Origin of the sequence: Zwartia hollandica (assembly GCF_019923725.1) — a bacterium.
Lineage (GTDB): Bacteria > Pseudomonadota > Gammaproteobacteria > Burkholderiales > Burkholderiaceae_B > Zwartia > Zwartia hollandica.
The window spans coordinates 164,975-178,017 of the sequence record NZ_JAHXRI010000025.1; the positions used below are offsets into that span (position 1 = coordinate 164,975).

Here is a 13,043-nt window from a genome sequence, read left to right on the forward strand (position 1 = left end):
CCGGCAAGGAGTTGACCGCATAGCGGAATGCGGCCGGCGCTCTAGCGCAAAATCAGTTCGATGGAAGGGGGTTCGTCCCAAATCCAGTTGCCATGACGGCGAAAGATCTCTGGGAAGTGACCAGGAACCACGATGTCGGTATTTGCACAAATTTCTGCGATCGAGCGCCTGGAGTCCTCAGTCGAGCCAAAGCACATGTCGCCGACCTGGGCCAGGACCTCTTTTGGGTATTTGATTGCATCGCCCGCTAAGACGACCCGACGACCATCTTCCTGCGCGAAACGCAGGGCTTGACAGCCGGTCGTATGTCCTGGGACTTCAAAGTGCTCGATCCCGGGAGCAATTATGCCGCGCTGCGGCAACACGCGTAATTCAAAGTCTGCGAGGAGGTCGTGGATTTTCCAGGGAATAAACAAGTCGTCTGGATGTGGGTTGCGCGCGTATTCAATTTCTGTTTTGCCGACTGCGACGGGAACACCCTTGAAGAGATCGAGGTTCTGGCAATGATCGAAATGCAGATGCGATAGAAAAACAAGATCAATATCCGTGGGAGCAAGCCCTCGGTCTTTCAGGCCGTTGATGAGACCCTTGCGTACACAGTAGTGACCCGTGTCGAACAAAACACGCGTGCCGTCCGCGGCAGTGACGAGTGCGACGTTGCATAATCCAAAAAAGCCACCTTTGAAGCTTAAGCTATTACCTCGGACGAGTAGTTCGTATTTTGCGTGCACGGGGGATCTCCAGACGAATGAGTGCGCCTAATTACTTCAGTTGCTCACAAACGGCAGCCGTAACTTGTGCAGTAGTCGCCAAGCCACCTAGATCACGGGTATGCAGGCGAGGGTTTGCAGTGACGGCCTCAATTGCCTGCATTAAACGATCTGCTGCAACCTGCTCACCGAGGTGCTCGAGCAGCATTACTACGGACCAGAATGTACCGATTGGGTTAGCAAGACCTTTGCCCATAATGTCGAAAGCCGAGCCGTGAATGGGTTCGAACATAGAGGGGTAGCGTCTTTCTGGATCAATGTTGCCCGTCGGCGCAATCCCTAGACTGCCAGCTAAAGCGGCTGCAAGATCACTCAAAATGTCTGCGTGCAGATTAGTCGCGACAATCGTGTCGAGCGTGGCGGGGCGGTTCACCATGCGGGCTGTCGCTGCGTCAACAAGCTCCTTGTCCCATTTGACATCAGGAAATTCTTTCGCGATTTGGACCGCAATCTCGTCCCACATCACCATGGCGTGACGCTGCGCATTCGACTTCGTGACGACGGTCAACAACTTACGTGGGCGCGACTGTGCAAGGTTGAAGGCATAACGCATGATGCGTTCAACGCCGGCTCGCGTCATCATGCTCACATCGGTTGCCACCTCAATAGGGTGGCCTTGATGGGCTCGGCCGCCAACGCCTGAATACTCACCTTCTGAGTTTTCGCGCACAATGATCCAGTTAAGCTGTTCAGGTGTGCAGCGTTTGAGCGGTGCATCGATACCAGGCAAAATTCGCGTGGGACGAACGTTCGCGTACTGATCGAAGCCCTGGCAGATTTTTAAACGTAAGCCCCACAGGGTGATGTGGTCCGGAATATGGGGATCACCAGCGGAGCCGAACAAAATGGCATCCTTGTCGCGCAAGGCGTTGAGGCCCTCCTCAGGCATCATCATTCCATGCTTGCGGTAGTAGTCGCCACCCCAATCAAAGTCCTGAAATTCAAACTTTATATTTTTGTCTTTCTGGGCAATGGCCTCTAAAACTTTTTGGCCCTCAGGGACGACTTCTTTTCCAATGCCGTCTCCGGGGATTGTTGCTATGCGATATGTTTTCATCATTTTGTTTATGTGTGTCGTTAAAGCTACTGCTTCAAAGGGTGTGGATGGTCTGTCTAAGCGGTTCAGCGCTCGCCACTCTCGTAGCGCTTGCCGCGCGCCAATAGTTCCGGAGTCCCAATGAGGTCATTAAGCCCATCAAAGTCGAGCATTCTGTCCTGAAAGGCTTGAGTGCTACCGGTCTGCTTAAGGCTTCCATAATATTGCTGCAGTGTATTTGCCACGGCGCGGACCGTGCCGCCTGGAAAAATTACGATGGAATAGCCAAGCGACTGTAGCACTTGTGTCGATTTTACTGGCGTTTTTCCACCCTCGACCATATTGACCAAGAGGGGCGCGCGGCCCTTGAACTGCGCGTTCACGACTTGCATTTGCTCGTCGGATCGAACCGCCTCCACAAACAATACATCAGCACCGGCGGCGAGGTATTTCTCAGCGCGTTCCAAGGCAGCTTCGAAACCCTCGACGGCGACAGCATCGGTACGCGCCATAATCAGCGTGTCGGCGTTGTGGCGCGCGTCAGTCGCTGCCTGAATCTTGCCTACCATCTCTTGCGTACTAACAAGCGTTTTTCCTTCGAGGTGCCCACAGCGTTTGGGAAAACTCTGGTCTTCGAGCTGAATGATGTTTGCACCGCTGCGTTCGAAGCCGCGTACTGTGCGTTCCGTGTTGAGTGCGTTCCCAAATCCCGTATCCGCATCCACGATGATAGGCAACTTTATACGGTCACGTATTTGAGCAATTTTTTCATTGACCTCGGTGAACGTGGTTAAGCCGACGTCGGAGCGCCCGAGCGTGGTGTAAGCAATCGATGCGCCCGACAGATACACCGCTTCAAAACCAGTTTGCTCAGCGACCATTGCAGAGAAGGCATCGTAGATGCCTGGTGCAAGGAGAATCTCTTCTTTTTGTAAACGTTGTTTAACGGTCATCATCTTGCACCAGGTCGAAAATTATTAGCGGGCTCATCAAACCAATCTCGATTTTTCTGTAGGCGTCGAGTCATTTGTAATGCGTAGGGCGCTGCCTCAAATAGCAGTTCAAGAAGCTCATCATTCAGCCGTAATCCCGCGTTGATAGCCATACGATGCGCAAAGTCTCTGGTCGCCGCATCACAGTGGGAACTGTCTGGAGTCAGGTCTGGCGTAATTAGAGAGGGGGCAGTGTCGCCGGGCGTTAACTGAGGACGCTTTGCGCGCAGCGCAAGTGCGCACTCTAGAATATGTCCTGTTCTTAGCACTTGTGCATCCTGCAATGGGGCTCCGACGAGTTGCATGCCCATCGGCAGTCCGCTCGCATTAAAACCGCAGGTCATTGCAAGGGCAGGTCCTGCCGTAATGTTAGCCAGCACTTGTGCATTGGCCCCTTTCCAAAAGCTGATCGGACGGTGCGCCGTGATGGGTTTGGCAGCGCCAAAACTTGGCATGAGCAACACATCAAACTTCTCATAGATGGGTGCCATTTCGTGGATCATACGGCGATGCTCTCGGGTCGCTGCGACAAAATCGGCAGACTGGAACATCACTGCAGGCAATATACGTGTCAGAAAATCTCGACCGTAGTCACCGGGTCGCTCAATGAGACCTTGTTGTTGAACCGTAAAAATCTCGGTCTCGGCCAGCACGACCTTGACATCCATGTACTCCTGCATCGGACGAAGCGTGCAGTCTGACACCGTTGCGCCGAGTCCTTTTAAAACCTGCACGGCATTGTTTAGTGCTTGTTGGTGGTCGGCTGAAATGGGTAGATCACCCTCCCATACATAGCGCAATACTCCAACGCGCAAACCTTTCAAGTCACCGTCTAGGCCAGCGCTATAGTCTGGTATGTTTTGTATAAAACTGTTGCCGTCAGCGGGATCATGCCCAGCAAGAGCTTGCAGCATGATGGCACAGTCTTTCACGGTCCAGGCCATAGGACCACAGTGATCAAGTGTGAACGAATTTGGCATGACTCCAGTTCGGCTCACTAGCCCAGAACTCGGCATAAATCCTGCGATACCGCAGAGAGAAGCAGGCCCGCGGATAGAGCCTCCTGTGTCTGTGCCTAACGCTGCAGGCAAAAGGCCCGCAGCAACAGAAGCTCCCGAGCCACTGGAGGATCCGCCACTAAAGCAGTCCAAGCTCCAAGGGTTACGGACTATTGGCCAGGGCACGTCAAACGAAGGACCTCCGTGCGCAAATTCGTGCGTGTTGAGTTTACCGAGCAAGACGGCGCCCGCATTTCGCATGTTGGAGATGGTCGTCGCATCATGCTTAGGGACATGGTGCTGAGCAATGCGCGAACCGCCAGTCGTCAGAATCCCAGCGGTCTCATAGATGTCCTTCGCACCGTAGGGGATGCCGTGCATCGGACCGCGGTAATTGCCAGCTGTGATTTCTGCTTCGGCCGTCTTGGCTTGTGCGCGAGCCATTTCGACTGTTGGAGTAATAAAGGAATTGATTTGTGGATCAATAGCCTCTATCCGCTTCGCTAGATGATCGACATATTCGACTGGTGACAACGTACGCGCTTTAATTTGTTGCGACGCTTCTGCAATCGTTAAGAAATGTAATTCTGTTGTCATACGGAGCCTCGTAAGGAGTTAAAGCAGTGGGTCCAAGCCTTGGGAGTGTAAGGCGGCAGCTACTTCTGGAGAGTGCATAAAGGTTGCTAAGGACTGAATGACCTTTGCTTGCTTTGTCTCGGTGAAGCTAGCTAAAGAAAAGATTGTTGATTGTTGAACGGCGGGGGGAAGTTTTGCAAAAATATGAATCCCTGATACTTGCATCAACTCGCTCATCTGTTGTACGGCGAGCTCGATCTCTCCGCGGGCGACAGGTTCACCGGTTAAGCCCTCTGGTAAGACTAGTGCTTTAGCTCTCACTTCGTCTTCAATCCCTATTTTTTTTAATAAGCTGGCGAAGTACATACCGCTTGCACCTTGCTTAGAAAAACAGATTGAGCGACAGGATAGGAGCGTCGCTTTGAAAGCCTCTGCCGTAGAGATGTCCGGTGCAGGAGTGCCTTGCTTGACTGCCATTGCGACATCCGAGCTGACAAAGTCCAAACGACTTCCGCTGTGTAAGATGTTTTCTTTGATGAGTTCATCAATAGAAGTTGATACAGCCATGATGGCATCGGCGCGCGCGCCTGCCCGGATGCGTTCCGATAACTGAGCGGTCGCACCATACTCAATCGTCACGTGTGCGTCAGTGCGCTTTTCGAACTCGGGGATAATCTCTTTGAGCACGTTGCGCATCGCAATCGTAGAAAATAATTTTAGGGACTGGTTCGGAGTCGTCATAGTGTCTCGGGGTTATGCAATCAAAGATGATTTGATTCTATTCGATTGACCCGGAGGTATCCGCTCGTTAGCATTGGGTTCACGATTTAATAAGTTTGTGTGCAGTGCGCAAAAACGCATGAAACAAGCAATGCTTAGCGGGTTGCGGCGCGTACGCAAGAATGTGGCGAATGGGTGTAAACCGGAGGAACAATGACACGAGATGTTGAGCAGACAGAAATGAATCTTCAGCCTTATGAGGTGTTTGCGGTGAAGTACGCAACACGCGAGGCCTTACGCAAAAACCATTTCATTGGCGGGGATTCGCACGATGGTCCGATGGCGATGGATTACTACGTGTGGGTGGTGCGTAATGCCGAGCACACGTTTGTCGTGGATACGGGATTTAGCGCAGAGATGGCTGCCAAGCGTGGGCGAACCTTATTGCGGACACCAGCTGAAGGACTCAAGCTGTTAGGTGTTGACGCGGCGACCGTCCAACATGTGATCATCACGCACCTTCATTACGATCATGTAGGCACGTTTGAAAGCTTCCCGCAAGCTCAGTTTCATTTGCAAGACGATGAGATGGCCTATGCAACTGGCCGCCACATGTGTCAGAAGCAATTCAGCCATAGCTATGAAGTCGACGAGATCGTGGGTATGGTGCGCTTGGTCTATAAAAACCGCGTGAGTTTTTACGCGGGCAAGGGTGACTTGGCGCCGGGCCTGACGGTTCACCGTATCGGAGGTCACACACATGGTATGCAGTGTGTACGCGTGTGGACTCAACGCGGCTGGGTTGTACTTGCCTCAGATACGAGTCATTACTACGAGCATTTTGAAAAGCGGCGTGCCTACACAACGATGTTTAATGTTGGCGAAGCATTGCAGGGATACGCTAAGCTTGAAGCGTTAGCGCAATCGAATCGCCATATCATCCCCGGTCATGACCCTCTTGTTATGCAGCGTTATCCAGCGGCGTCACAAGCTATGACGGGTATCGTCGCCCGCTTAGATTTGGAGCCCAGCCATGGATAGCCATCCCGTTTCGTTATTGCCAGGTGCGACGCGCGAGTTGGCGGCCTTCTCGGCGCAGCTTCGCTTTCAAGATATTCCGCCTGAAGTCATCGCGCGTATGCGTACGAGTTTTCTGGATAGTGTGGGTTGCTGTTTATTTGGTGCAACCTTACCCTGGACGCAACGTGTCGCCGCGATGGTGCAAGAAGAGGGGGCACGGCCTGTCGCATCAATTTTTGGTTGTGGACAAAAAACTTCGGTGAGCTCGGCTGTGCTCGTGAATGCGACGGCTGGTCATGCATTTGAGCTAGATGATATTCACAAAGAGTCGATTTTGCATGCGGGTTCGATTGCAACGCCGGTTGTTGTGGCACTAGCCGAACAGACGAAGCAGCGCGATGGTCGCGCTTTGCTTAAAGCGATGACGGCCGGCTATGAGATTGGCACTCGTATTGGCAATGCTGCGACGATGGGTCTCTTTTTTAGAGGATTTCATCCGCAGGGTGCCTCCGGTGTGTTTGTGGCGGCAGCCAGTGCCGCGGCGATGCTTGGGCTTGATCCCTTGCGTACACAACACGCGCTGGGTATCGCTGGATCACAGGCGGGTGGATTGATGGCTGCGCAGGAAGGGGCAATGGTGAAACGTTTTCACTCTGGCCGGGCAGCGCAGAGTGGTGTGTATTCGGCGTATTTGGCACAGAGAGACTTTACCGGGATTACCGATGTGCTAGAGGCCGGTTACGGTGGCTACTTAAGTACCTATTCAAATAGTCCCAACCCAGAGCGATTATTGGAGGGGTTAGGGTCCGTCTGGGAGACCGGGAAGGTTGGCTACAAGCCGCACGCTTGTGTCACAAGCATTCATTCGGCCTTGGACGCGTTCTCCGCGCTCTTGACCAAACATAAGTTGACGCCTCAGGATATTAAAACGCTCGATGTTGGTGTCAGTTCAATGACCTTTACGCATTGCGCCTGGGAGTACAAGGCACAAGGTGTGACCGCAGCCCAGATGAACTTGTACTACGGTTTAGCGGTGATGGGCTTTGACGGCATGGCGTTTGTTGCGCAGTATCAGGAGCAGCGTTTAGCTGATCCCCAGATTATGGATTTCATTGGGCGGATTCAAGCGCGGATCGACTCAGAGATTGATGCGATGGGACCCGCTTATCGCCATGCAGCCAGGGTAGGCATTACGACGACCGACGGACGTCGCTTTGAGCATGAAATACTCAATCGTCGTGGTAGTCCGGAAAATCCCTTATCCCACGATGAGGTAGTCTATAAGTACCGTCATGTTGTGCAATCATGCTTGTCCGCCAGTCAAATCGACCGCTCGATTGCCCTGATTGACAAGCTCGATAGGCTTGAGGACACCACGGAACTATTTGAGTTGTTGGCAGCGGCAAGGGTCGTATCGACTTAAAATGGAACTCTAACCCGACTTTTGTTGTCAGATCGGGTTCCATCCTCGTTAAAGGTAAGTGGTATGTCGCGCAGTTCAGTGATTCTTCGAAAGTGTCTGCAGGTGTTTAGCCTCTGGTTATGCTTTCACATACCAGCATTCGCTCACCCCCATATTTTTATCGATGGTGGCGTGCAACTTTTATTTAATAGCGAAGGGCAGATTGTTTCCTTGCGCCAGAGCTGGAAGTTTGATGAGTTATTCGCGGCCTATGCCCTGCAGGGCATGCCTCGCTCCAAGTCCGGAGAGGTTGCGCAAGATGAGCTCGAAAAAATAACGAAAGAGTGGATGACTGCGCTTGCTGACCCTGAGTCGCATTTCTTTACGGAGACGCTGCAAGGGACGAAAAAATTTGCATTTGGCTTGGCTAAGGAGGCGGTGACAACCTGGGAGCCAAAAAGCGGTCAATTGACATTGTCGTTTGAGCTGCCCTTCACTCTGCCCATAACCCCCGGTAAACAAGCGGTAGAAGTTGATATTTACGACCCGAGCTATTTCGTTGCATTCGCGTATAAAGGGGCTGCCTCCTATCGCTTGGACGGTGCGCCCAAGAGTTGCCGAATCAACTATCTGTCCCCACGTCCGCTCGACCCCAAAACAGAAAGGCTTCTTTGGTCCATTCCTGCAGACCAGAAGGAGCTACCGCCTGAATTAAAAGAGATCACTAAGCAGCTATCACACCAATTTAAGGTGACATGTTGAGAGGCCCGTTGCAGCTCCAACGCTTTCTGAAGCGGCCAACGATCGCGTTCGTCGTTGGGTTGTACGTTTGCGGTTTGTTTTTAATGAGCGCAGAGGTGCTCGCTCAAACAGCTCACCCGTTTGCGACACCGGAGCAACGGTTAAATTTCAACTTGGGAGGCTGGTTCAGTGAGTTCTCTGCCCAGATGGCGATGTGGCAATCGCATTTTTACCGACAACTCACCGGGGCTGTTCGTGCGTGGCAGCAGGATGGCTGGGCCGCATGGCTCTTGTTGGGCCTCTCCTTTGCTTACGGGGTGTTTCATGCTCTTGGACCTGGGCACGGAAAAGCAGTGCTGACTGCGTACGTGCTTGCGAACCGAGAGACGATACGTAATGGAGCGCTTTTGGCCTTACTGTCAGCATTTTTGCAGGCTGTCGTTGCCGTCGTGCTAGTGGGTGTTGCAGCAGGTTTGTTAAATGTGTCGGGGATGACTTTAAATCGGGCAACCTGGTGGCTGGAGCTTGGCTCCTATTTCATGATGGTTGCGCTTGGGCTCTTGCTTGTTTATCGGCATGTCATACGTGTGGCGTTTCAGCGTGGGTCGTCTCAGCAAGTGTCTCCCCATGCTGGGCATGATCATGGATCACATGCTCACGCTCATCACCAGGGGCATCATCACGATCATCACCACGATGACGCTTGTGGCTGCGGGCACTTACATGCACCCGATCCAGCGCTAGTGAGCGGCAAACTCAATTGGTCGAGGGCGACCTCTGCGGTCTTGGCAATTGGACTTAGGCCTTGCACCGGTGCTATCTTTGTTTTGGTTTTTACACTCTCGCAAGGTTTCTTTATTGCAGGCGTCGCCGCAGCGTTGGCAATGGGGCTCGGTACGGGTTTGACAGTGGCTGCGTTGGCGAGTGCCTCGCTTTGGGCGAATCATGCCTTAGAGAAAATCGTTGATGGACCCAAACTGCGGTTGGGCACGTACTTGGTCGCGCTTGTGCAAGGCCTTGCCTCGGTCGCGGTCTTGCTATTTGGACTGTTGATGTTTAGCGCCGCCTGGTCAACGCATGCTTGACGGCTAGCAGTCTTTGCAGCGCCCGTAGAGCGTGAGGTCGTGACTTTCGACTTTGAAGCCTTTAGGGGCTAGATTGCCCAAGTCGCTTGGGCAGGAGTGGATATCGAACACTTTCTGGCATGCATTGCATTGAAAATGATGGTGGTGGTCGTGCCCCGCTAGTTCGAAGCGCGGGTTCTCTCCAGGCAGCAGTACTTGCTTGATCGCGCCTTCTTCCACCATGACTTTGATGTTGCGATAAACCGTCGCAATGCCAAGGCGGGGTACATGCAGACCAGCAAGCTCAAGCACTTCTTGCGCCAGCAAGGGGCGTCCGGCTTGTTCAATCGCTTCGCGGATCGCCGCACGTTGGCGTGTCGAGCGTTCTACTTTTGGAGCATGATTGTTGTTCATACCGTATCTTACCTACATCAATATTGATATTGTATTATCATTATTGAATTGTGTGAATATTTCCTCATCTTAACCAGTCTTTTCTAAACCTAACCCCTACGACAATGTCGTCATCATCGAAGCACGAGCATTTGCATGCTCATCCTCATGAGCACCATCATGAGCACCACCACCAAGACCAAGTCGGACTGGGGGGCGAGGGCCCGCGCACGTCTAGGGGGATTGTGTATGCGCCTCCGGCGCTACGCAGTCCGGTGCTCAGTGGCGTTGCTCAGCGTGTCGCCGTTGTCTGTGGCGTGATCGGTCTCGTTTGGATCGCTGTGTGGTGGGCGCTGCAGAACAATGGATAAGCTCACTAAGCAAGGCAGTTTCGCGCCGGAAATTGCGTTGACGAATTTGACGATTGCCTATGATGGACATCCGGCGGTACATCACCTGTCGGGAACGTTCGCTTCGGGTTCGCTCACCGCGATTGTCGGGCCTAATGGTGCTGGGAAAAGCACTCTTTTGTCGGCTCTCTCAGGTCAATTGAAGGGTATTGAGGGATCTATTCGGTTTGGAGATGCTTCGCGCATTGATCTTGCCTACTTACCGCAGCAATCAGCGATTGATCGAGATTTTCCCGTTCGCGTTCTCGATGTCGTGGTTCTCGGGGCATGGAAGATCATGGGGAGTTTTTTGCCAGCATCCCGTGAGATCAAGCAGAGGGCGACTGAAATGCTCGCGGCGGTGGGTCTCGTCGGCTTTGAGCGACGTTTTATCGGAGAGCTATCGGTCGGACAATTGCAGCGCGTTCTTTTTGCACGCCTACTGATGCAGGACGCACCTGTAATTTTGTTGGATGAGCCGTTTAACGCACTGGATACGCGAACGGTTGAAGACTTGCTGCAAGTCGTCTTAGACTGGCATCACCACTCGCGGACCGTGATTGCTGTTCTGCATGATCTGGAGATGGTTCGTCAATACTTTCCCCAAACACTTTTATTAGCGCGTGAGGCGATTGCCTGGGATGCCACGCAGGCTGTCTTGAGTACTGATAATTTATCTCGGGCTCGTGCAACGGCAGAATATTGGGATGACCGAGCACCGTGGTGCGTTCGGGCTCCCGAAGCTGGAGGACGTCTCTAATGCTGACGGACGCATTTCAACAAATATATAACTTTGTATTCTTGCCGTTTGTCGACTATGGCTTTATGCGACGCGCGCTCGTGGCTTGTGTCATCATCGGTTTGGCGTGTGGCCCGATTGGTACCATTTTAGTATTGCGGCGCATGAGCCTAGCGGGCGATGCGATCGCACATGCAGTGCTCCCAGGGGCTGCAGTTGGTTTTATATTTTTTGGTCTTTCGCTGCCGGCCATGACGATTGGTAGTTTTGTAGCCGCTGCCTTGATGGCGCTAGTTGCAAACCTAGTCACGCGTTGGACCAAACAAAAAGAGGATGCGAGTTTCGCTTCGTTCTACCTTATTTCTTTAGCAGCTGGCGTAATGTTGATTTCCACCAGTGGAAGCAAAGTGGATTTATTGCACTTTCTATTTGGGAGTGTTTTGGCGACGAATGATGAATCCTTGATCATGATCGCAGGCGCCTCGACTGTCACTTTACTGGTCTTGGCCGTTATTTGGCGTCCGTTGGTGATTGAATGCTTTGACCCAGCGTTTTTGCGCTCCGTCGATGGTCGTGGTGGGCTGATTCATCAAGTGTTTATGTTGACGGTTGTCTTGACCTTAGTGTCTGGTTTTCAAGCACTGGGCACCTTGATGGCCGTCGGTTTGTTGATGTTGCCAGCCACAGCAGCTCGATTTTGGTGTTACGGCGTCATTGCTCGGGCGAGCGTTGCTGCCGGTATTGGCGCGGCAAGCGCGGTCGTGGGGCTGTTGATTTCATACCACGCCAACTTTCCTTCAGGGCCAAGTATTGTGCTGGTGGCTGGGGCGCTCTACTTGGTTTCCTTGTTTGCTGGTTCGCGCGATAGTCTTAGACAAGTGTGGTTTCCTGCCCCACAACATAAGGAGTCATAATGCACCTTAGTACATTTCGCACGTTTCGCTCATGGCTGTTGATTGCACTTGCGAGTGTTCTTGTCGCCCCTGCAGCGGCTCAGCCTTTGCCGGTCGTGGCTAGTTTTTCAGTTCTTGCGGATCTCGTGAGAGTGGTTGGTGGCTCGCATGTCGAGGTGACGAGTTTGGTGGCACCGAACTCAGATGCTCATGTGTTTGATCCAACTCCGGCTGATGCCAAGCGCCTTGCTAACGCCAAACTTGTTGTGATCAATGGTCTGGGTTTTGAGGGCTGGATGGATCGCTTGATAAAGTCCTCTGGATATCGCGGCTCGGTCGTCGTAGCCAGCCGAGGCATAAAGACCATTCAAGAGGCGGCAGGTCATGGGCATCAGCATGGGCATAGCCATAGTCATGCGGCTGATCCACATGCCTGGCAGAACCCATTGAACATCAAACAGTATGTACAAAATATACGTGTTGCGCTTGCTGCTGCAAAGCCTGAGGCGGCCCAGGAGTTCGAACAGCGTGCAACGGCTTATAGTAGGGAGTTAGATGCGCTTGATCAGTCGATACGCGAGCGGTTCAAAGCAATCCCTGTTGCACAACGACGTATTATTACTTCACATGATGCGTTTGGATATTTTGCTGCCGCCTACAACGTTAAGTTCTACCCACTGCAGGGTTTATCGACAGGTAGTGAACCTTCCGCTGCCGACGTTGTGCGCATCATTGACCAGATAAAAAAGAACAAGGTCACTGCGATTTTCGTTGAAAACATTTCTGATTCACGCGTGCTCGAACGTCTTACCAAGGAGAGTGGGGCGCGGATTGGCGGGACGCTCTATGCCGACGCTCTCTCTGAGCCAGGTACAGCGATGGACACCTATTTGAAAATGATCGAGCACAATGCAGCGACCATCATCAAGGGACTTTCGCCGAGACAGTAAAAACACAATGCAAGAAATGCCGTGACAAACTTGCAAATGAGAATCATTATCGTTTAGAATATGCGCATGGATGTCATTACTCATGCGTTAAACCCCGCTGCCAAAAAGCCAAAGCCCCAAAATCTTGGGGTGTCTGGTTTGCCGCAGCAGGGTGTCATGCACACCACGAGCCAGGCTCTGTTTCGCTCGGCTCTTGAAATTCATATCCAACATGACGGTGTGCTGTACCGCTTGCGCAAGACCTCTCTTGGTAAGTTGATTCTCACTAAATAATATTCACCTCACGTCCCGACTTGCTCGAGGCCGTGAAAATTCTTTAATTCGCACCAGCCAGCCGTCGCCAGCCAGTGCCTAAGATGT

15 protein-coding genes are annotated in these 13,043 nt (G+C 52.5%); 9 read left to right on the forward strand and 6 right to left on the reverse strand.

All coding sequences use genetic code 11. The annotated features are described in order from the left end of the window. Nucleotides 1-41: 41 nt before the first annotated feature. The 5 genes from KZZ10_RS15215 to KZZ10_RS15235 form a co-directional block, all read right to left on the reverse strand. The gene (locus KZZ10_RS15215) at nucleotides 42-731 is read right to left on the reverse strand and encodes an MBL fold metallo-hydrolase (RefSeq protein ID WP_259662391.1); all 690 of its coding nucleotides are present in this window, start codon (nucleotides 729-731) and stop codon (nucleotides 42-44) included. Between the two features lie 31 nt (nucleotides 732-762). Further along, a complete protein-coding gene (locus tag KZZ10_RS15220; RefSeq protein ID WP_259662438.1) occupies nucleotides 763-1,827 on the reverse strand; it encodes a tartrate dehydrogenase in 1,065 nt (354 codons plus the stop codon). Nucleotides 1,828-1,892: 65 nt separating this feature from the next. Continuing rightward, nucleotides 1,893-2,762: an isocitrate lyase/PEP mutase family protein gene (locus KZZ10_RS15225; protein WP_375372583.1), complete on the reverse strand. Its 870-nt coding sequence runs from the start codon at nucleotides 2,760-2,762 to the stop codon at nucleotides 1,893-1,895. Beyond that, nucleotides 2,759-4,393, reverse strand: a complete 1,635-nt coding sequence (locus KZZ10_RS15230; RefSeq protein ID WP_259662392.1) for an amidase — start codon at nucleotides 4,391-4,393, stop codon at nucleotides 2,759-2,761. The genes KZZ10_RS15225 and KZZ10_RS15230 overlap by 4 nt, the downstream gene beginning before the upstream one ends. Before the next feature lie 18 nt (nucleotides 4,394-4,411). After that, complete coding sequence (locus tag KZZ10_RS15235; RefSeq protein WP_259662393.1) at nucleotides 4,412-5,113, reverse strand: substrate-binding domain-containing protein; 702 nt, start codon at nucleotides 5,111-5,113, stop codon at nucleotides 4,412-4,414. 192 nt (nucleotides 5,114-5,305) lie between these two features. Between KZZ10_RS15235 and KZZ10_RS15240 the strand changes: the two genes are divergently transcribed. The 4 genes from KZZ10_RS15240 (at nucleotide 5,306) to KZZ10_RS15255 (ending at nucleotide 9,340) form a co-directional block, all read left to right on the forward strand. After that, entirely contained in the window at nucleotides 5,306-6,133 is an 828-nt protein-coding gene (locus KZZ10_RS15240) for an N-acyl homoserine lactonase family protein (protein ID WP_259662394.1), read from the forward strand. Further along, nucleotides 6,126-7,535, forward strand: coding sequence for an MmgE/PrpD family protein (locus KZZ10_RS15245; protein ID WP_259662395.1), 1,410 nt, complete (start codon nucleotides 6,126-6,128; stop codon nucleotides 7,533-7,535). The genes KZZ10_RS15240 and KZZ10_RS15245 overlap by 8 nt, the downstream gene beginning before the upstream one ends. A gap of 63 nt (nucleotides 7,536-7,598) precedes the next feature. Further along, on the forward strand, nucleotides 7,599-8,276 hold the full coding sequence (locus KZZ10_RS15250) for a DUF1007 family protein (RefSeq protein ID WP_259662396.1): 678 nt from the start codon (nucleotides 7,599-7,601) through the stop codon (nucleotides 8,274-8,276). Further along, a complete protein-coding gene (locus KZZ10_RS15255; protein WP_259662397.1) occupies nucleotides 8,270-9,340 on the forward strand; it encodes a nickel/cobalt transporter in 1,071 nt (356 codons plus the stop codon). Before KZZ10_RS15250 ends, KZZ10_RS15255 begins: the two co-directional genes overlap by 7 nt. A gap of 3 nt (nucleotides 9,341-9,343) precedes the next feature. On the opposite strand, the gene KZZ10_RS15260 is transcribed toward KZZ10_RS15255, so the two are convergent. Then, entirely contained in the window at nucleotides 9,344-9,733 is a 390-nt protein-coding gene (locus KZZ10_RS15260; RefSeq protein ID WP_259662398.1) for a Fur family transcriptional regulator, read from the reverse strand. A 104-nt stretch (nucleotides 9,734-9,837) separates the two neighbouring features. Between KZZ10_RS15260 and KZZ10_RS15265 the strand changes: the two genes are divergently transcribed. The 5 genes from KZZ10_RS15265 to KZZ10_RS15285 all read left to right on the forward strand — a co-directional run bounded on the left by KZZ10_RS15265 (nucleotide 9,838) and on the right by KZZ10_RS15285 (nucleotide 12,956). Beyond that, nucleotides 9,838-10,083 carry a hypothetical protein gene (locus KZZ10_RS15265; protein WP_259662399.1) on the forward strand — a complete coding sequence of 82 codons (246 nt, stop codon included), beginning with the start codon at nucleotides 9,838-9,840 and terminating at the stop codon, nucleotides 10,081-10,083. Beyond that, nucleotides 10,076-10,861, forward strand: a complete 786-nt coding sequence (locus tag KZZ10_RS15270; protein ID WP_259662400.1) for a metal ABC transporter ATP-binding protein — start codon at nucleotides 10,076-10,078, stop codon at nucleotides 10,859-10,861. Before KZZ10_RS15265 ends, KZZ10_RS15270 begins: the two co-directional genes overlap by 8 nt. Beyond that, a complete protein-coding gene (locus tag KZZ10_RS15275; protein WP_259662401.1) occupies nucleotides 10,861-11,754 on the forward strand; it encodes a metal ABC transporter permease in 894 nt (297 codons plus the stop codon). Before KZZ10_RS15270 ends, KZZ10_RS15275 begins: the two co-directional genes overlap by 1 nt. Beyond that, nucleotides 11,754-12,683: a metal ABC transporter solute-binding protein, Zn/Mn family gene (locus tag KZZ10_RS15280; RefSeq protein WP_259662402.1), complete on the forward strand. Its 930-nt coding sequence runs from the start codon at nucleotides 11,754-11,756 to the stop codon at nucleotides 12,681-12,683. Before KZZ10_RS15275 ends, KZZ10_RS15280 begins: the two co-directional genes overlap by 1 nt. A gap of 66 nt (nucleotides 12,684-12,749) precedes the next feature. Then, nucleotides 12,750-12,956, forward strand: a complete 207-nt coding sequence (locus KZZ10_RS15285; protein WP_259662403.1) for a hemin uptake protein HemP — start codon at nucleotides 12,750-12,752, stop codon at nucleotides 12,954-12,956. The last annotated feature ends 87 nt before the right edge of the window (nucleotides 12,957-13,043 follow it).

What these genes read in the sequence shown, in the direction of transcription:
- KZZ10_RS15220 (WP_259662438.1), bottom strand. Translation starts at nt 1,827, where the DNA reads ATGAAAACATATCGCATAGCAACAATCCCCGGAGACGGCATTGGAAAA.
- KZZ10_RS15225 (WP_375372583.1), bottom strand. Translation starts at nt 2,762, where the DNA reads ATGATGACCGTTAAACAACGTTTACAAAAAGAAGAGATTCTCCTTGCA.
- KZZ10_RS15230 (WP_259662392.1), bottom strand. Translation starts at nt 4,393, where the DNA reads ATGACAACAGAATTACATTTCTTAACGATTGCAGAAGCGTCGCAACAA.
- KZZ10_RS15235 (WP_259662393.1), bottom strand. Translation starts at nt 5,113, where the DNA reads ATGACGACTCCGAACCAGTCCCTAAAATTATTTTCTACGATTGCGATG.
- KZZ10_RS15240 (WP_259662394.1), top strand. Translation starts at nt 5,306, where the DNA reads ATGACACGAGATGTTGAGCAGACAGAAATGAATCTTCAGCCTTATGAG.
- KZZ10_RS15245 (WP_259662395.1), top strand. Translation starts at nt 6,126, where the DNA reads ATGGATAGCCATCCCGTTTCGTTATTGCCAGGTGCGACGCGCGAGTTG.
- KZZ10_RS15250 (WP_259662396.1), top strand. Translation starts at nt 7,599, where the DNA reads ATGTCGCGCAGTTCAGTGATTCTTCGAAAGTGTCTGCAGGTGTTTAGC.
- KZZ10_RS15255 (WP_259662397.1), top strand. Translation starts at nt 8,270, where the DNA reads ATGTTGAGAGGCCCGTTGCAGCTCCAACGCTTTCTGAAGCGGCCAACG.
- KZZ10_RS15260 (WP_259662398.1), bottom strand. Translation starts at nt 9,733, where the DNA reads ATGAACAACAATCATGCTCCAAAAGTAGAACGCTCGACACGCCAACGT.
- KZZ10_RS15265 (WP_259662399.1), top strand. Translation starts at nt 9,838, where the DNA reads ATGTCGTCATCATCGAAGCACGAGCATTTGCATGCTCATCCTCATGAG.
- KZZ10_RS15270 (WP_259662400.1), top strand. Translation starts at nt 10,076, where the DNA reads ATGGATAAGCTCACTAAGCAAGGCAGTTTCGCGCCGGAAATTGCGTTG.
- KZZ10_RS15275 (WP_259662401.1), top strand. Translation starts at nt 10,861, where the DNA reads ATGCTGACGGACGCATTTCAACAAATATATAACTTTGTATTCTTGCCG.
- KZZ10_RS15280 (WP_259662402.1), top strand. Translation starts at nt 11,754, where the DNA reads ATGCACCTTAGTACATTTCGCACGTTTCGCTCATGGCTGTTGATTGCA.
- KZZ10_RS15285 (WP_259662403.1), top strand. Translation starts at nt 12,750, where the DNA reads ATGGATGTCATTACTCATGCGTTAAACCCCGCTGCCAAAAAGCCAAAG.